The 15,466-nt window shown below is 70.8% G+C and carries 19 protein-coding genes and 3 pseudogenes; 10 read left to right on the forward strand and 12 right to left on the reverse strand.

Annotated features, from left to right (window positions below):
- Positions 1-57: 57 nt before the first annotated feature.
- Both AB0G17_RS22740 and AB0G17_RS22745 read right to left on the reverse strand, forming a co-directional pair.
- Positions 58-687: a dihydrofolate reductase family protein gene (locus AB0G17_RS22740; RefSeq protein ID WP_361385642.1), complete on the reverse strand. Its 630-nt coding sequence runs from the start codon at positions 685-687 to the stop codon at positions 58-60.
- A gap of 228 nt (positions 688-915) precedes the next feature.
- Complete coding sequence (locus AB0G17_RS22745) at positions 916-1,245, reverse strand: helix-turn-helix domain-containing protein (RefSeq protein ID WP_361385645.1); 330 nt, start codon at positions 1,243-1,245, stop codon at positions 916-918.
- 138 nt (positions 1,246-1,383) lie between these two features.
- Here AB0G17_RS22745 and AB0G17_RS22750 point away from each other — a divergent pair, with 138 nt between their 5' ends.
- Positions 1,384-1,866: an STAS domain-containing protein gene (locus AB0G17_RS22750; protein ID WP_361385647.1), complete on the forward strand. Its 483-nt coding sequence runs from the start codon at positions 1,384-1,386 to the stop codon at positions 1,864-1,866.
- Positions 1,867-1,985: 119 nt separating this feature from the next.
- Positions 1,986-2,435 carry an SRPBCC family protein gene (locus AB0G17_RS22755; RefSeq protein ID WP_361385650.1) on the forward strand — a complete coding sequence of 150 codons (450 nt, stop codon included), beginning with the start codon at positions 1,986-1,988 and terminating at the stop codon, positions 2,433-2,435.
- Between the two features lie 58 nt (positions 2,436-2,493).
- On the opposite strand, the pseudogene AB0G17_RS22760 reads toward AB0G17_RS22755, so the two are convergent.
- Positions 2,494-3,125: pseudogene (locus AB0G17_RS22760) on the reverse strand (MerR family transcriptional regulator); the annotation flags it as partial.
- Between the two features lie 26 nt (positions 3,126-3,151).
- Between AB0G17_RS22760 and AB0G17_RS22765 the strand changes: the two are divergent.
- Positions 3,152-3,229 (forward strand): annotated as a pseudogene (locus AB0G17_RS22765) (MerR family DNA-binding transcriptional regulator); the annotation flags it as partial.
- Between the two features lie 38 nt (positions 3,230-3,267).
- Positions 3,268-3,353: pseudogene (locus AB0G17_RS22770) on the forward strand (DUF664 domain-containing protein); the annotation flags it as partial.
- Between the two features lie 59 nt (positions 3,354-3,412).
- Here the strand turns inward: AB0G17_RS22770 and AB0G17_RS22775 are convergent.
- From AB0G17_RS22775 to AB0G17_RS22785, 3 genes are all read right to left on the reverse strand, one after another.
- Positions 3,413-3,961, reverse strand: coding sequence for a YciI family protein (locus AB0G17_RS22775; protein WP_361385653.1), 549 nt, complete (start codon positions 3,959-3,961; stop codon positions 3,413-3,415).
- Positions 3,962-4,028: 67 nt separating this feature from the next.
- Positions 4,029-4,913, reverse strand: coding sequence for an aminoglycoside phosphotransferase family protein (locus tag AB0G17_RS22780; RefSeq protein ID WP_361385656.1), 885 nt, complete (start codon positions 4,911-4,913; stop codon positions 4,029-4,031).
- Positions 4,914-5,116: 203 nt separating this feature from the next.
- Positions 5,117-6,217: a M20 family metallopeptidase gene (locus AB0G17_RS22785; protein WP_361385659.1), complete on the reverse strand. Its 1,101-nt coding sequence runs from the start codon at positions 6,215-6,217 to the stop codon at positions 5,117-5,119.
- Positions 6,218-6,291: 74 nt separating this feature from the next.
- Here AB0G17_RS22785 and AB0G17_RS22790 point away from each other — a divergent pair, with 74 nt between their 5' ends.
- On the forward strand, positions 6,292-7,224 hold the full coding sequence (locus tag AB0G17_RS22790) for an aminoglycoside phosphotransferase family protein (RefSeq protein ID WP_361385662.1): 933 nt from the start codon (positions 6,292-6,294) through the stop codon (positions 7,222-7,224).
- Between the two features lie 184 nt (positions 7,225-7,408).
- Here the strand turns inward: AB0G17_RS22790 and nadE are convergent, their stop codons facing one another.
- Complete coding sequence (gene nadE / locus AB0G17_RS22795) at positions 7,409-8,239, reverse strand: ammonia-dependent NAD(+) synthetase (protein ID WP_361385665.1); 831 nt, start codon at positions 8,237-8,239, stop codon at positions 7,409-7,411.
- 341 nt (positions 8,240-8,580) lie between these two features.
- On the opposite strand from nadE, the gene AB0G17_RS22800 reads away from it, so the two are divergent.
- Entirely contained in the window at positions 8,581-9,132 is a 552-nt protein-coding gene (locus AB0G17_RS22800; protein ID WP_361385668.1) for a YcxB family protein, read from the forward strand.
- A 33-nt stretch (positions 9,133-9,165) separates the two neighbouring features.
- Here AB0G17_RS22800 and AB0G17_RS22805 read toward each other — a convergent pair whose 3' ends face one another.
- The gene (locus AB0G17_RS22805; protein ID WP_361385670.1) at positions 9,166-9,333 is read right to left on the reverse strand and encodes a hypothetical protein; all 168 of its coding nucleotides are present in this window, start codon (positions 9,331-9,333) and stop codon (positions 9,166-9,168) included.
- Between the two features lie 314 nt (positions 9,334-9,647).
- Between AB0G17_RS22805 and AB0G17_RS22810 the strand changes: the two genes are divergently transcribed.
- Positions 9,648-10,097 carry a hypothetical protein gene (locus AB0G17_RS22810; protein WP_361385673.1) on the forward strand — a complete coding sequence of 150 codons (450 nt, stop codon included), beginning with the start codon at positions 9,648-9,650 and terminating at the stop codon, positions 10,095-10,097.
- A 55-nt stretch (positions 10,098-10,152) separates the two neighbouring features.
- Here AB0G17_RS22810 and AB0G17_RS22815 read toward each other — a convergent pair whose 3' ends face one another.
- From AB0G17_RS22815 to AB0G17_RS22825, 3 genes are all read right to left on the reverse strand, one after another.
- Positions 10,153-10,920: a MerR family transcriptional regulator gene (locus AB0G17_RS22815; protein ID WP_361386027.1), complete on the reverse strand. Its 768-nt coding sequence runs from the start codon at positions 10,918-10,920 to the stop codon at positions 10,153-10,155.
- Positions 10,921-11,023: 103 nt separating this feature from the next.
- Complete coding sequence (locus AB0G17_RS22820) at positions 11,024-11,170, reverse strand: hypothetical protein (RefSeq protein ID WP_361385675.1); 147 nt, start codon at positions 11,168-11,170, stop codon at positions 11,024-11,026.
- Between the two features lie 39 nt (positions 11,171-11,209).
- Positions 11,210-12,595: an endonuclease/exonuclease/phosphatase family protein gene (locus AB0G17_RS22825; RefSeq protein ID WP_361385678.1), complete on the reverse strand. Its 1,386-nt coding sequence runs from the start codon at positions 12,593-12,595 to the stop codon at positions 11,210-11,212.
- 235 nt (positions 12,596-12,830) lie between these two features.
- Between AB0G17_RS22825 and AB0G17_RS22830 the strand changes: the two genes are divergently transcribed.
- From AB0G17_RS22830 to AB0G17_RS22840, 3 genes are all read left to right on the forward strand, one after another.
- The gene (locus AB0G17_RS22830) at positions 12,831-13,796 is read left to right on the forward strand and encodes a cytochrome P450 (RefSeq protein ID WP_361385681.1); all 966 of its coding nucleotides are present in this window, start codon (positions 12,831-12,833) and stop codon (positions 13,794-13,796) included.
- 395 nt (positions 13,797-14,191) lie between these two features.
- Positions 14,192-14,734 (forward strand): FABP family protein, encoded by a 543-nt coding sequence (locus AB0G17_RS22835; protein ID WP_361385684.1) that lies wholly within the window; start codon positions 14,192-14,194, stop codon positions 14,732-14,734.
- Between the two features lie 36 nt (positions 14,735-14,770).
- A complete protein-coding gene (locus AB0G17_RS22840) occupies positions 14,771-14,902 on the forward strand; it encodes a hypothetical protein (protein ID WP_361385686.1) in 132 nt (43 codons plus the stop codon).
- Positions 14,903-14,955: 53 nt separating this feature from the next.
- On the opposite strand, the gene AB0G17_RS22845 is transcribed toward AB0G17_RS22840, so the two are convergent.
- Positions 14,956-15,378, reverse strand: coding sequence for an ester cyclase (locus tag AB0G17_RS22845; protein ID WP_361385689.1), 423 nt, complete (start codon positions 15,376-15,378; stop codon positions 14,956-14,958).
- Between the last annotated feature and the right edge of the window lie 88 nt (positions 15,379-15,466).

The following is a 15,466-nucleotide window of genomic DNA, read 5'->3' on the forward strand; positions in this document are numbered from 1 at the left end:
AGGGCTGATCTGCGGGCTACGAAGGCGGGGCGTCGCCCGGGCGGGCGTCGACCGTCTTCACCCCTCCTCGTCCAGCGCGAAGGATCCGTACTCGGGCTTTCCCGACCGCTCGTACACGCAGTACTGCACGCCCGCCCCGGTGGTACGGGACTCCTTGAGCGTCCAGGCGGAAGGGCTGGCGCCCTCGCTGAAGAGCCGCTTGCCGGTGCCGAGGATCACGGGGTTGATGAGCAGCCGGTACTCGTCGACGAGGTCGTGCTGCTGCAGGGTGCGGATCAGGTCGCTGCTGCCCTGCGTCATGATCACGCCGTCGACCTGCTCCTTGAGCCGGGCGACGGAGTCCGCGGCGTCGCCCGTCAGCTGGTGCGAGTTGTTCCACTCCAGGTCGCGCGGGGTGCGCGACGCCACGTACTTGGGCATGGAATTGAGCTTCACGGCGATCCGGTTGTTCTCGTCGGTGACGCGAGGCCAGTAGGAGGCGAAGAGGTCGTACGTCCTGCGGCCGAGCAGGAGGTGGTCGGCAGTGTGTTCGAAGACGTCGGTCATGAGCCGGCCGAAGTCGTCATCGACGTACGGGACCTGCCAGCCGCCGTGCTCGAAGCCTTCGTCGACGTCCTCGCCCGGCCCGCCCGGAGCCTGCATGACGCCGTCCAGCGTGACGAACACGGTGACGATGAGGGTGCTCATGGTGCTGCCCTTTCGCGTGCGGAACCCGCCTGTCTCCCCGGTTGACTCCCGGGCCCGCGAAAACTCATCGCCCAGAGGAGCCTGAGGAATCCGAGCAGCCCAAGGAACCCGACGAGGCCGAGCAGCCCGACGAGTTCGAGGAACCCGACGAGTCCGAGGAACCCGACGAGTCCGAGGAGCCGCACAGGCCCTCCGTCGGCACGCGGTCGCGCGGCTGGTCCGGCGCGTTCACAGGTGCTGAGGCTGCTGCCCGCGCTGTTGGTCGTGCTGGGCCAGCATCGCGAGCAGGGTCGCCACGGTCAGCCCGGCCTCGGCCGGATGCCGCAGGGGGTTGCTCGGTTCGATGCGATACGTGTTGGAACGGCCCCGCCGGGTGTGGGAGAGATATCCGGCTTCCTCCAGATCCGCGATGATCCGCTGGACGGCGCGCTCGGTGAGGCGGCAGTGCGCGGCGATGTCGCGTATACGGACGGAGGGGTCGTCGGCGATCGCCGCGAGGACGCGGGCGTGGTTCGTCAAGAACGTCCAGCCCGCGTGCGGTTCAGGTACAGCACCCATCCCCTCAGGGTATGACGCACCTTTCACGCATACAAATAGGTGAAATACTTTTCATGTATCTCTTGACGCATGAGGAATGGAGGCGGAACCTTGAGGAAGCCGAGCAAGGCACCGGCGGATGCCTCGGGAGCCAATGCCATGCCAGAGCACGCGATACCCGCACAGCTCAACCGCGGGGGCACCACCTACGCGGCACCGGCGTACTCGCCGAGCGGCCGGCCATTGCCGCGCCTGGAGATCGAGATCCACCCGGCGGGCGACCGCCAGCTGGCCGTGATCACCGGCGAGCTCGACATCGACGCCGACCAGCTGCTCCACAGCACGCTGCGTGCGGCTCTCGACCGCTCGCGCCACGGTCTCGACCTCGATCTGCGCCGGGTCGACTTCTGCGACTGCTCGGGCCTCAACATCCTGCTGCGCATCCGTCAACGCGCGCTCCGGGAAGGCAAGACCCTCTGCGTCCGCGCCGCGAGCGGCGCCGTACGGAGACTGCTGACCGTCACCCACACGCTCCCGCTCCTCGCCCCGCCGGACGACCACCGCCCGACTGCCCCCACCCGGGCCCCGGACGCCGTCCAGCAGCACCGCGATACCCAGGGCGGACTTGGTCGAGGCCGGTGACGTAGAAGCGGCCGTCCTCGGAGACGGTAGAAGCGACCGCCCTCGGAGACGTGTACGGCCGTACGGCCCGGGTACCCGACGGCCTCCACCGCAGTCGAGAGCTTCGAGGAGCAAGCTTCATGTCGAAGGTCGAGCAGTCGATCGAGGTATCCGTCCCGGTCACCGTCGCGTACAACCAGTGGACCCAGTTCACGGAGTTCCCGCGGTTCATGGGTGGAGTGGAGCGGATCGAACAGCGGACGCCGACCCTGACCCACTGGGTGACCAAGGTGGACGGTGTCTCACGGGAGTTCGACGCGAAGGTCGTGGAACAGATCCCGGACGAGCGGGTGGCCTGGACCACGGTGGACGGGGACGTCCACCAGGCGGGCGTGGTGACCTTTCACCGTCTCGACGACAGCCACACCAAGGTGATGCTGCAGATGGAGCACGCCCCCGAGGGCGCCGTCGAGACCGCGGGCGAGAAGTTGGGCCTGGTCAAGCACCAGATCACTCAGGACCTGAAGCGTTTCAAGACGTACATCGAGAGCCGCGGCACGGAGACGGGGGCGTGGCGGGGCCAGGTCTGAGGCAGGTGTGGTGTGGCCGGGGCGCCACTCCGGCCACACCGCACCGTCACGACGGGTATCAGGGCTTGGCGAGCGGCGGCTTGGCGACGTCTGCCTCCGCAGCCACGGTCTCGGCAACCCCTGTCTCGGCACCCCCGGCCTTGGCAACCCCGGCCTTGGCTACCGGTGTCTGGAGTTCGGTCACCCACTCGTCGCGGTCGGCCGGGCACTCCAGGTTGATCTCCCGGGGGTATCCGTCCGACCGGTAGCCGTTACCGTCGATCCAGCGGGCCAGGGTCTGCGCCGTGGGCAGCACCGCGTCCATTGAGCCGCGGTGCACGATCGTCGCCGCCCGGTCGACGGGCGGCAGGTCGAGCACCCGGAAGGCACCGTCCTGGAGAGGCGCCCCGACCTGGACGGCGGCGTGGACGACGATCCTTCCGTCGCCTTCCGGGGCGTCCTCGTAGTAGGCGACGCCCGGTCCCGTCGGCGTGACGTCCTCCTCGCCCAGACGCCACAACAACTCGTCGTAGAGACCACCGAGGAACTGCGCGGCATGCTGCGGCTGCGGCAAGCCGAGCTGGAGGCCGCGATGGCTGCCGCGGCGGCGACCTTCTCGTCCAGGATCTCCCGGACCTGCTGAAGGGTGAACCCGAGGTCCTTGAGCGCGATGACGCGGTTGAGGCGGGCCAACTGGGCAGCCGTGTAGTGTGTCAGGCGCTCAACTCGGAGCCATCATGTTCACCATCGGAGACTTCGCCCGGCACGGTCGCGTCTCGGTCCGGACGCTGCGTCACTACGACGCGACCGGTCTGCCGGTGTGAGGGTCAACGAACGGTAGCGGTGCGGGAGATACACCGATGTCCCGGGATCGAGGAGTACGCCCGCCACAACGGACACGCCGACCTGCTTCGCGAGCGGATCGACGGCGCCAGGGGGTGTGAGGCCCAGCGGCAGCACCGGCAAGCCGTCACCCCGCTGCCGGGAAACCCGTCACCTCACCGGCGCCCGCCGAACTCCCAGTGGTGGACCTCGATGTCGGCGTAGCGGTCGCGGGTCAGGACGGTACGAGCGGTGTCCGCGTCCGGGGCCCGGACCAGCGCCGCCGTACCCACCCAGGTGGCCCCGTCGTCGGACAGCAGCGGCCCGTACGCGATCAGGTCGTCGCGGTCCGGCGGCACCACGAGGTCGGCGGGCTCCCCCGAGCCGAGACCGAGCACCAGATAGCGGTTGCCGCCGGTGCGGCCGCCCGGGAAGTCCCACATGGTACACCCGAGCAGGTTGCGCCACCGCCGTATCAGCACGTCCCGGTACGCGCCTGCCTGGTAGTTGGGCTCGTCGAAGGCGAACGCGCGGGCCGCGGCGGGATCCGGCAGCGCCACAATGTGCACGCTGCCACTGGGCGTCTCACCGTCCTCGGCGAAGGTGGGACCGCGCGCGATCAGCTCCTTCTCGTACCCGTCCATGTAGGACCAGTGGGCTTCCAGCAGCTGGTCGCGCAACGTGACCGAGTCGGGCCGATCGCGGTGGTAGCAGAAGAACTCCATGGCCCGGAGTCTCCCCGAGGTACGGCCACACCTCAACAGCCTTTCGACAAGGCCGCACGGCCACCTCTCAGGTGGATGCCAGCACCCGTTCCAGCGCCACCCGGCCCGCCGCTCCCCATGTCTGCTTGCCACCGGGAAGCCCCCGCTCCCAGGCCTGCCCGATACTGACGAGGGAGAGGCTTCGCAGCACGGCCCACCCGCGTGCACGCCGGATGGTGGCCGTGTCCGCGTCGGCGTACGTCTCGAAGAACCGCGAAGCCGCGCCCGATGGCAGAAGCAGCCACGCCGCTGCGAGGTCCGTCGCCGGGTCACCGGCGCAGAGTTCGCCGAAGTCGATCACGCCGGTGAGCGTTCCGTCCGAGCCCACGACGTTCGCAGGATGAAGGTCGCCGTGGACCCATACCGGCGGCCTCTCCCACCCGGGAGCCGACACCACCTCCTCCCATACGTTCCGGATACCGGCGGGCACGCGGGAGGCGACGGCTTGGAGCTGCTTGTCGAGATGGTGTGTCAGATCTGCGAGCGGAACTCCACGCTCGGCGTTGGTGGGTGCCCCGGCGGGCGCGTCCCTGTGGAGGGCCCTCAGGAAACGCGCCAGCGTATCGGCCGCGTGGTGGCCCTCGGTGATCGGGGCACGGTCGCCCGGCTCGCCGGGAACCCATCTCGCCACGGTCCAGACATGCGGGAACAGCGCGGACGGCTCCCCCATCCGCAACGGGGTCGGCACCGGGAGCGGCAGGCCCGGAGCCAGCAGGGGCAGCCAGTGGTGCTCCTTGCGCAGGAGTTCCGGCGCGCGTGGCGTGCGCGGCATACGTATGGCCAACTCGTCGCCCAGCCGCCACAGTTGGTTGTCCCAGCCACCCGCCACCGTACTCAGGTCGAGCCCGGCCAGGTCCGGATGCTGCTCGCGCAGAAGGGACCGCACCAGGTCCGCGTCGATCTCGATGTCCATGAGTGGATGGGTCTCCTGTCCCTCGTCGTATCCACCCGCGAGACGGTCGGCGCCGGGCTGGCTGTCCGGGGTGGCTGCCCCGGGTGGACGTACGGCTTCATGATCTCCGTTCGCCGGCGCCAGGACAACCAATCGGCCCCACAGGCCAAGCCTGTTGGGTCGACCCTCCCTTTACCTTCCGCCTCCCTCGCACCGCCCTCCCGTCAGGCGCTCCGAATCGCCTTCACCAGCCCCGCGACAAGGTTCGCCCGCTCGGCCATCGTCTCGACCACCACGTACTCGTGGTCGGCATGAGCCCCACCTCCCACGGCTCCCAGGCCGTCGAGCGTCGGCACTCCCAGCGCGGCCGTGAAGTTGCCGTCGCTGCCGCCGCCGACTGCCACGCCCGCGATCCCGGGACGCAACTTCCGCGCCACCGCGAAGAGTTCAGCCGACGCCGACTCGGGCATCGGGGGCCGGCCGACGGCTCCCTCGACCGTGATCTCCGCCTCGTCGAGGTGCGGAGCAAGAGCCGCGAACGCCGCTTCGATACGCTCCTTCTCCTCGGCCGATTCCACCCGGACGTCCACGACGACGGTCGCCTCGGCGGGAACGACGTTGTCCAGGGTTCCCGCGGACGCGACGGTCGGTGTGACGGTCGTGCCGATCTCGGGGCGCCCGAGCGCCGCGATGTCCAGTACTTGGTGTGCCGCTTCGACCAAGGCGTTGACCCCGGCGGCGGGTTCGAGTCCGGCGTGCGACGCCCGTCCCGCGATCGAGACGCGGTACGTGCCGCAGCCCTTGCGGCCGGTCTTCAGACCTCCGCCGTCGGCGGCGCCCTCGAAGACGAGTACGGCACCGCACGCGAGGGCCCGTTCCTCGATCAGAGCCCGGGACGAGCCGGAGCCGACCTCCTCGTCCGCCGTCACCAGGATCTCGACGCCCGACAGGTCGTCGAGCGCCGCCAGCCCGTGAACGGCCTGCACCAGACCGCCCAGCATGTCGAAGACACCGGGGCCGGTGACTCGCCCGTCCGCGACCCGGAACGGGCGGCGCGCGAGCGTGCCGAGCGGAAACACCGTGTCATGGTGACCGAGGATCAGTACGCGGGGATCGCCACCGCCCGACCAGTGGACGTGCGGCCCGGCCCCGCTCTCGACGAGGACGGCCTTGCCGCCGAGGCGGCTCTCGATGACGGCGGCGACGGTCGTCGCCGATGCCGCCAGGGCATCGAGATCGCGTGAGGGAGACTCGACTTCGACAAGTGTCCTGAGGTCCTCGATCATCGCGTCAACACTCACATCGACGCTCTTGTGCGTGGTCACGCGGTCAGCGTACTTCGTACGCCCCGACGGCCGTTTCCTGGTTACGGTGCCCGTCCGGCACGTAACGTGCCCGGATGATGGTGATACCAGAGGTGTTCGCGCGGACCACCGTCGAGCGCGAAGGAGAACCCGGCGCGGCCTGGCTCGCCCAGCTGCCCGGGATCGTGGAGGGGCTGCTGGAGCGCTGGGGGTGCGTGCCGGACGGCGAAGTGACGCACGGGGGTGTCGGGGTGATCGTCCCGGTGCGCCGGCCGACGGGAGCGCCCGCCGTGCTGAAGGTGTCGTTTCCGCACCCGGGCAATGTCCACGAGCCGGACGCGTTCGCCGCGTGGGCCGGGCGCGGCGCGGTGTGGCTGTACGAACGTGACGACGACCGGTTCGCGATGCTGCTGGAACGGGCGCGGACGTCGACCCTGGCGGAGGTCCAGGACGGCGATGAGGTGGTGACGGTGGCGGGACGCCTCAACCGCCGGCTGGCCGTCCCCGCGCCGCCCGGGCTGCCCCGGCTGCGGGAGCGGGCCGACGCCTGGGAGGAGCAGTTGGGCAAGGATGCCGCGGAGCTGACGCACGCGCTGTCGCGCGATGTGGTGGACGCCGCGGTGGCGACGGTCCGCGAACTGGGCCGCGTCCAGCCGGACACCCTCATCCACGGCGACCTCCACGCCGGCAACATCCTGCGCGCCGACCGCGAACCGTGGCTGGCCGTCGACCCCAAGGGGTACGCCGGGGACCCCGCCTACGACGGCGGCACCCTGCTCAAATCCCGCGCGCTGGCGCTCCTCGCGGCGGACGACCTGCGCAAGGCCGTCCGCCGCGCGCTCGACGTCTTCGCCGAGGCAGCGGAACTCGATCGCGAACGCACCCGGCGGTGGGCCCAGTTCCACGCCGTCCAGACCGCGTTCTGGGGCCGCCGCCATGGATTCCGCATCGCCCGCAAGGGGCCCCGACTGGACCGGTTCACCGAATTCGCCGACCACTTGGCGGGGTTGCTGACGGAGCGCCCGTAGACGGGCCGGCATCCCCATCACCTCGCGATGACCGCCTGCCCGTACGAGCCTGATCAAGGGTCTGCGGGCCTCCAGGCGCGTCGCCGGCTTGTCGAACATGCGATGCCCCGGGAATGCCTGAGGCACTCCCGGGGCCACACGCACCCACGCCCCTGCGGGCGCATCCGGCGCGGCCGCTACGTGGCTACGGCGCGACGGGCAGCTGGCGCTTGTGCTCGGTGAGGCGGTAGCGGCGGACGATCGTCTCGAAGGCACGCTCGTCCACCGGCTTGCCCTCCAGGAAGTCGTCGATGTCGTCGTACGTGACGCCAAGCGCGTCCTCGTCGGCCTTGCCCGGGTCGAGGGTCTCCAGGTCGGCCGTCGGGGTCTTCCACACCAGCTCGGCGGGCGCGCCCAGGGCGTCCGCGACGGCGCGCACCCGGCGCTTGGTCAGACCGGTGAGCGGGACGAGGTCGGCGGCGCCGTCGCCGAACTTGGTGAAGAAGCCGGAGACCGCCTCGGCGGCGTGGTCGGTGCCGACGACCAGGCCTTCGTGCGCGCCCGCCACGGCGTACTGGGCGATCATGCGCTGGCGCGCCTTGATGTTGCCGTGCACGAAGTCCTGATGGTGGGCGTCGCGGAAGCTCACGTCGGCGGTGAGCGAGGCTTCCAGCGCGGCGTCGCTGGCGGGCTTGATGTCCACGGTCAGGACGTGGTCGGCCTGGATGAAGGAGAGCGCGAGCTGGGCGTCGTGCTCGTCGGCCTGAACGCCGTAGGGCAGGCGCATCGCGTAGAACCGCGCCTCGTGCCCGGCGGCCCGGGCCCGCTCGACGGCGAGCTGGCACAGGCGGCCGGTGGTGGTGGAGTCGACGCCGCCGCTGATGCCGAGGACGAGGGAGCGCAGGCCGGTGGAGGTCAGCCGCTCGGCGAGGAAAGCCACCCGGCGCTCGATCTCCCGCTCGGCCTCGAAGGTCTCGGCGACCTGGAGTTCCCGGGCGATCTCCTGCTGCAGGGCGGTGGACGCCGGCTCGCTCACGTCTGCTCCTTGTTCGGGTTCACGATGGGGTAGTACGCCCACCCTACCTAGGGGATACCGGACGCCTGCCCGGACGTCGGCAGGCCCCCTCGCCGCGGCTTGCCCTCACTCCGGCCGGCCCTTCACTCCTGCGGGGATACTCCCGCCGTCATGTGGACCCAGGCCTCTCCGGCCCGGGACTCTCGCAACCAGGAGACCGTGAGGCACGCCCCTCCCCCCTGGCCGCAGCCCGAGCGCCGACGACGGTCACCTCCGCGGGCACGCATAATGTCCCGGAACGTCGGCAGGAAGCACGCTTCGGCTTGGCTCGTCGGCGGTACATCGAGCCAGGAGAGAAGCGGATGAGTATGGACAGCAACCAGCAGACCACCGTTGAGGGTGTGCAGCTGGTGTACCGGGCGACGGCCGACGAGTTCAGGGAAGGGATACGTGTCCTCACGAAGGCCTCTCCCGTCGGCCGCCGAGGGAAGTGGATCATCTCCGTGTTCGGCGTGGTCATCGCCGCGCCGGCCGTGCGCATCGACTCCCAGGGCGGCTCGGTGAACTGGGTCTCCCTGCTGTTCGCCGTGGCGTTCGTGACGTTCGGTCTGGTGATCGCGCCGCGCCTGCAGGCCCGCCGGGCACACCGGCACGCCGAGTGGGAAGGTGAGCGCCGCGTCTGCGTGGACGCCTTCGGCGTGACGGTCACGACGCGACACACCAACGGATGGTCCGGTTGGCCCGCGTTCTCCCGCTACGTGGAGACGCCCCGCCTGTTCGTGCTGCTCTCGGCCGACCCGAAGAGGGCGTGCGTAGCGTTCTTCCCCAAGCGCGCCCTGCCGCACCCGGACGGGGCCGACCGGCTGCGGTGGATCCTCGACCAGCACCTGCCCCGCCCTACTGGCAAGCGCTGACGCGCCCCCGGCCTCCTCGGCGAGCGAGACCCGTCAGGCGCCGACGCGCCTCCAGCTCCCCCGGGCCGCCAGAGCGAGCAGGGCGCTGATGACGAGGTCGCCGATGCGGCTCGCCTTGTCGGCGTCCTTCACCGCGTTGATGAATCCGCCCAGCGCGAGCGCGGTGAGGAGGAGGGCGAAGAGGACCCAGAAGACTTTCACGACGCCTCCATGGCGACTCCGGGATTGCCGACGAGAGCGGCCAACATAGCGACGGCGCACAGGAGTTGCCCGAGGATCACCCCAAGGATGCCCCGTCCGGGTGGACCTGCCTCATCAGTGCGAATGGGTTGCCCCCCGGGACACACTGGAGGGCTGTCCCAAGCAAGCGGACGGGCCCTCGTCGCCGCGATGCGTGCGCTGCACCGTACGAGATCGCGCCGGCCCACTGGTCACGGGCGCGGCGCGGCGGCCCCCGGCCAGCCCGCACCGCCCTCGCCGACTCCACCGTCAGCACCATCCCGTAAGTTGTCCCGATGGGCATATTCGACAGGCTGACCGGCACCCGCTCCCCCGCCGCCGGCGTCGCGGCACGTACGGCCGCTGAAGTGCGGGCCGCGCTGCTCGCGGTCAACGGGCCGGACGTGCCGTTCGTCGTACGCAACGGTGCCCCTTCCGACCGGGCCGATCTGGTGGCGATGTGGCGGGTCCCGCAGCTGCGTCTGACCGTTCGCACCCGCATGCGGGTGGTTCCGGCGCGGCACGAGGTGCGGGCGCTCGACGAGGAGTGGGACGCGCGCAGGCGCGAGTACTCGCGCGGGCAGGTGACCACCGTCGCCTGGGACTGGACGATCGAGCGCGGGCCCAACGGCCTCCCGCGGAGGACGGAGGTGGCGCGCTTCGACTTCGCGGAGATGAAGAACCCCCTGCGGAGTGCGGTCCTGGACGCGGGATGGACCTGGCGCGGGGTGGTTTTCCGGCTGTGAGCCGGGCACACCCCGCGTAGTGCCGGGCCACCGCGGGTTGGGTTTCCGCAGTCGGTCAGTCCAGCCGGGCGTCGGCGTAGACGACCATCGCGTCGCGCTGGTAGACCGCCAGCCCATCGGCGATCTTGTCGAAGTTCGCGCGGAACCGCGGGTCGTCGACATACGTGTGGCCGAGCCCCTTGTACGCGGCCGCGTTCGCGGTCCAGAAGCGGCAGACGGCCTGGTAGTGGACGTCCACTTCGGCCTGCACCGCGGGATCGTCGACCGGTGCGCCGGCCACCATGAACTCCGCGAAGCGGATCATCTGGGCCGTCACCTCGCGCTGCCACCGCTCGGTGTCGTCGGCGGTCATCGTCTCGACGGCCCGCTGGGACTGCTCCCAGGCCTGCGGCCACTTCTCACGCACCTCGGCCTCGGTCTCCGCGGTGTCGGGCTCGAACCCCTCGAACAGGTTCTCCGGCCTGTTGATCTTCGCCATGGTGTTGTCGTCCTTGCCTTCCTCCAGTTCGGCGATGGTGCGGCCGACCGTGCGGGCGAGCGTGTCCAGCCGGTTCCGCTCCGCGAGCAGCCGTCGGTGGTGCTCGCGGAGCACCGCCACCTGGTCGACCCGGCTGTCCAGGACCGCCCGGATCTCGCGCAGTCCCAGATCCAACTCCCGCATCAGCAGGATCTGTTGGAGCCGCAACAGCTCGGCCTCTTCGTAGTGACGGTGCCCGTTGGCACCGATCCAGGCGGGTGGCAGCAGGCCGATCTCGTCGTAGTGCCGCAGCGTCCGGGACGTCACTCCGGACATCCGGGCCACGTCCGCGATCGACCAGGCCATCGCCGTGCCTCCCATCGCCGGGCCGGTATCTCCGGCCACACCGAAGACAGTAGGAGTTGACGCTGCGGCAACCGCAAGCCGCGGCGCGTGGGGAACGTTCCGACTACTTCTTGTCGGCCTTGGCCGCCACATCGGCGGTGGTGACCGTGGCCCCCTCGCCGTTTTGGACCTGCTGGAGGCGCTTGAGCGTGGCCGTGAGCATGTCCTGGCCACCCGTCGCGTCGCCCGCGGCGCCGGTCGATCCACCCACCGGCTTCTTGAGCGGGCGGCCGAATCTTCACGACGCGGTTCAGGACAGAGCGAGCGTGCCCCACACCGCCCGGTGGTCGGAGGAGCCGGTGTCGGGGGCGACGCCGCACCCGCTCCACGTGCCTCCGCCGAAGAGGTAGTCGATCTTGATCGCGCCCGTCGTCGGCCGGTTCGGTGTCGCCGAGTGCGCGTCGCACTCCTCGTACGCGGAGTACAGCGTGCCCAGCACACCCGTCGACGGCGCGGCGTTCAGATCGCCGCCGAGCAGCGGGCGGTAGCCGGGCAGGGACGCGGCCTGGCGCAGCGCGTCCGCCTGCCGCGGCTGGTACGTACGGTCGGGGTCGTCGTAGCCGGGGCCGCCCGTGCTGAAGTGCGCGGCGCACACCTCCGCCGCCCAAGAGGTGACCGTGGCACACAGCGCGGTGCGCTGCTCGACGCCGGGCGGGGAGGGCAACTCGTACGCCCGGTACCAGGTGTTCTCCTCAGGCACGGCCAGCGCCACGCCATAAGCGCCCCGGTCGGCTCCTGACGCGTCGGGCCGACAGTTCTTCTGCGCCTTGATGTTCGTTCCGGGCACCTGGTACTGAACCGGTGCGAACCGTACGTCCCAGCCGCCGCCGAGCTGCGTTTCGAGCGCCAGCTCCACGGGCTTGGCGAACTTCTCGCAGAACTCTTCGAGCAGGATCACATCCGGGTTCCCGGCGGCCTTGGCGCGGGCCGTGATCTCGTCCGCCAGCGGGCCCGCCGTCGTGTGGTAGAAGCCGCACGCCTTGTTGTTGTCGGAGCACACGTTCCAGGTCATCGCCTTGACGGTGCGCGGGGACGCGGACGGCGGCGCGGGCGGGTCGGCGGGTGCGGCCACAGCCACCAGACGGAAGCGTTCCCACGAACCCACCGCCGTGGCGCGGGCCTGGAGCAGCCCGTCGCCGGTGGCGCCCGCGTCGGCCGACACATAGCGTTCCTGCGTGCCGTCCTGGTAGCGCAGGGCGTAGACGTCGGCGCCGGACTGCGGCTGCGCGACGAGCTCCAGCTTCTCCCACCCGGCGGGCGGCCCCTCGGTCCTGGCGCGCAGCTTCCCGTACCGGCCATCCGCCCCGGCACCGAACTCCGCTGCCACATAAGCCCCGTTGGCCTGCGAGCGCAGAGAGACCGTCGCCCCCTTGGCCGAGGTGTCCGTGTGCAGGGTGAACTGCTCGGGTATGCCGGGGTTGTCCGCCCGTGCGTGCAGTTCGTTGGCGTCGGACGCCTCCACCGAGACGTACTTGCCGGTGGCGAGCGAGAGCAACTCCCACTGCTGTCCGGCCGACTTACTGGTGTTCGGGGGTGGCGGTGCGACCGCCGTGGCGGGGGCGCCGAGCAGGGCCGGCAGAGCCGCCCCGATCAGCGCGGCAGCCAGCAGCCGCGACATGCGCAGACGATTCTTCATACCGGGAGGATAGGGAACCGGTGATGTGGACCTGCCAGGAGTGCAGGGGATCCCCGCTGCCGGGCCCTCCGCCTCGTGGTACGTGCTCCCCGGTGGGGGGTTGCCGCCGTCCCGGCCGCGCCCGCGCGGGCTGCTTCGCGCCGGGTTCCGGTGCGTATGCGGGGAGAGGATAGTCGGAAGCCGACGGCCTGACGCGCACAGCGCCCCTGCGTGTTCCTCATGGAGGTGTCCTGCTGTGACCACCACCCCCTCACGGCCGCGCGCCGGTGTGGCTCCCGGCGGCCTGTCCCTGCTCGGGCACGCCTGGCAACTCCACGCCCGCCCCCTGGAGTTCCTGTCCTCGCTGCCGGCCCACGGGGACCTCGTACGGATCGGGATGGGGCCCTGGCCGGCCTATGTCGTCTGCCGGCCGGACGCGGCGCGCCAGATGCTCACCGACTCGCGGACCTTCGACAAGGGCGGCCCGTTCTTCGACAAGGCACGGGTGCTGTTCGGCAGCAGTCTGCCCATGGCCGCGTGGCGCGAACACGGCTGGCAGCGCCGCCAGATGCAGCCCGCCTTCCAGCCGGGCCGCATCGGCGGGTACGCGGTGGTCATGGGCGAGGAGGTGGACCGTATGACCAGCGCCTGGAAGCCCGGTCAGCGGCTCGACGTCACCGCCGCGCTGACCACCCTGACCCTGCGCATCGTCACCCGCAGCGTGCTGGCCGCGCAGGCGGGGGACTCGGCGGTGGCCGAGGTGCTGGAGAGCCTGCACGCCGTCATCGACGGCATCTACCAGCACGTGATGCTGCCGCTGGGGCCGCTCTACCGGCTGCCCACCCGGGGCAACCTGCGCTATCGCCGCGCCTGTACACGCCTGCACCGCGCCATCGACGACATCATCGCCGCCCGGCGTGCCGCACCCGGCGAGCACGACCTGGTGTCGATGCTGCTCGCCGCCCACGACGACGACACCGGCGAGCCCATGTCCGACGAGGACATCCGCGACCAGCTGATGGTGATGATCGGCGCCGGTTTCGAGACCACCGCCAACACCCTGGTCCTCGCCCTGTGGCTGATCAGCCAGCACACGAAGGCACGGGAACAACTGCACGCCGAGGTGGACGCGACGCTGGGCGGGCGCACCGCCACCCCCGCCGACCCTTCGGGGGGGGCAACCGCAAGTGCATCGGCGACCAGTTCGTCCTCACGGAGATGACACTCGCCCTCGCTACGGTCTGCACCCGCTGGGACCTGACCCCCGGCCCGGAGGCGACCTCGCACGTACGGTGCGCGGCACGCTGGGCCGGGCCCGCTCGACATGACGTGCACATCCCGCAACGCGCCTGGCGGTTCAGCCTGAGGGGGCTGCCGGGCGCCGGGCCTGACCGGCACCGGGACAGCGCGAGCCGGCGCCAGAGGTCCGTTCATAACCGGAAGGCGACGGTGGCGAGAGGGGCAGGGGCGGGGCGGAGGCGGGGGTCGTGGCCGCTTCCCCGGCCCCGAGGGGCTCGACACTCTAGGCTTCACCGATACCGGCATACCGGCATACCGGTACACCGGCATACGGGCGCCGCCGCCGACACCGACCCCCCGACCTCAGGAGCGCACACCGTGTTCGACCCCGTACCGGAGAACCCGTACCCCGACAGCCACCGGCTCGACGACGTGCCCGCGCCGCACGAGTTGCTCGCGCCGGTGCTCGGCCTGCTCGGCACCTGGCACGGCCGGGGGCAGGGCGGGTACCCGACGATCGGCGGGGACTTCGCCTACGCCCAGGAGGTCACCTTCAGCCACGACGGCCGCCCCTTCCTCCGTTACGAGGCCAGGGCCTGGCTGCTCGGCGCCGACGACACGCCGCTGCGCCCCTCCGCCCGGGAGAGCGGCTGGTGGCGGCTCCAGGCGGACGGCCGGGTGGAGGCGCTGATCACCCAGCCCACCGGGATCGCGGAGATCGCGGTCGGCCACGCGGGCGAGAACACGGTGGACCTCTCCACCCAGGAGGTGGCCCTCACCCCCACCGCCAAGGAGGTCGACGCCACCCGCCGCCGGTACACCCTCACCGACGACGACACCCTCACCTTCGTCCACGACCTCGCGGCGGTGGGCCGACCGCTCCAGCATCACCTCTCGGCGCGCCTGCTGCGCAAGGCGTAGACGAGGATGCGGACACCGACTCGTAAGCTCATCGGTATGGACAGAGATGCGCACGACGTCGGCGGCTGGCCCCAGGGGCGCAACCCGCACCGCAGGAAGATCGGGGTGCTCGGCTGGTCTCTGCTGATCCTGCTGATGCTCGTGCTGTTCATCGTGGGGCCGCGCTGACCCGCTGTGCAGCCCCATGGAGGCCCGTAACGCAGGTACGGGCCCCGCAGCCCTTAGACCTGCGGCCAGTCCCAGCCGAGCTGGAGGAAGAAACCGAGGCGGTCGCTGACGGCCCGGATCTCCTTGATCTTCCCGTCGGCCATCGTGAAGATCCAGATCGCCTCGACATCGAAGCTGCGGCCGGTCGGCTGGGGCATCCGGGGGTGCGTCCCGCCGTGGACACCGCGCTGGGTGACCCGGGCGACCACACGGTCCCCCTCGCCGATCAGCTCGTCGACGTGGACGGTGAGCGGGTCGAACGCGGCGAGCTGCTGGCGCAGGCCGTCGAACGCGGCGCCCGGCTCATCGGCCTCACCATGGATGATCTTGTTGTGGTCCACGACGTCATGCGCCATGAACCGAGGCAGATCCTCCAGCCGACGCTCGCTGACCGCCTCGAAGAAACCCCGCACTGCCTTCTTGTTGTCGTCCACCACGACAGGCCCCCCACATGATCGCTTGTTGCGGGGGTGAGCTAAACGCAGGACCGGCTCCCCCGTCAACTCCCGTCGACGGGGCAGTCGT

This window comes from Streptomyces sp. NPDC023838 (assembly GCF_040639555.1).
Taxonomy (GTDB): domain Bacteria; phylum Actinomycetota; class Actinomycetes; order Streptomycetales; family Streptomycetaceae; genus Streptomyces.

What these genes read in the sequence shown, in the direction of transcription:
- AB0G17_RS22840 (WP_361385686.1), top strand. Translation starts at nt 14,771, where the DNA reads ATGGACAGAGATGCGCACGACGTCGGCGGCTGGCCCCAGGGGCGCAAC.
- AB0G17_RS22750 (WP_361385647.1), top strand. Translation starts at nt 1,384, where the DNA reads ATGCCAGAGCACGCGATACCCGCACAGCTCAACCGCGGGGGCACCACC.
- AB0G17_RS22825 (WP_361385678.1), bottom strand. Translation starts at nt 12,595, where the DNA reads ATGAAGAATCGTCTGCGCATGTCGCGGCTGCTGGCTGCCGCGCTGATC.
- AB0G17_RS22780 (WP_361385656.1), bottom strand. Translation starts at nt 4,913, where the DNA reads ATGGACATCGAGATCGACGCGGACCTGGTGCGGTCCCTTCTGCGCGAG.
- AB0G17_RS22755 (WP_361385650.1), top strand. Translation starts at nt 1,986, where the DNA reads ATGTCGAAGGTCGAGCAGTCGATCGAGGTATCCGTCCCGGTCACCGTC.
- AB0G17_RS22775 (WP_361385653.1), bottom strand. Translation starts at nt 3,961, where the DNA reads ATGGAGTTCTTCTGCTACCACCGCGATCGGCCCGACTCGGTCACGTTG.
- AB0G17_RS22740 (WP_361385642.1), bottom strand. Translation starts at nt 687, where the DNA reads ATGAGCACCCTCATCGTCACCGTGTTCGTCACGCTGGACGGCGTCATG.
- AB0G17_RS22815 (WP_361386027.1), bottom strand. Translation starts at nt 10,920, where the DNA reads ATGGCCTGGTCGATCGCGGACGTGGCCCGGATGTCCGGAGTGACGTCC.
- AB0G17_RS22790 (WP_361385662.1), top strand. Translation starts at nt 6,292, where the DNA reads ATGATGGTGATACCAGAGGTGTTCGCGCGGACCACCGTCGAGCGCGAA.
- AB0G17_RS22800 (WP_361385668.1), top strand. Translation starts at nt 8,581, where the DNA reads ATGAGTATGGACAGCAACCAGCAGACCACCGTTGAGGGTGTGCAGCTG.
- AB0G17_RS22810 (WP_361385673.1), top strand. Translation starts at nt 9,648, where the DNA reads ATGGGCATATTCGACAGGCTGACCGGCACCCGCTCCCCCGCCGCCGGC.
- AB0G17_RS22745 (WP_361385645.1), bottom strand. Translation starts at nt 1,245, where the DNA reads ATGGGTGCTGTACCTGAACCGCACGCGGGCTGGACGTTCTTGACGAAC.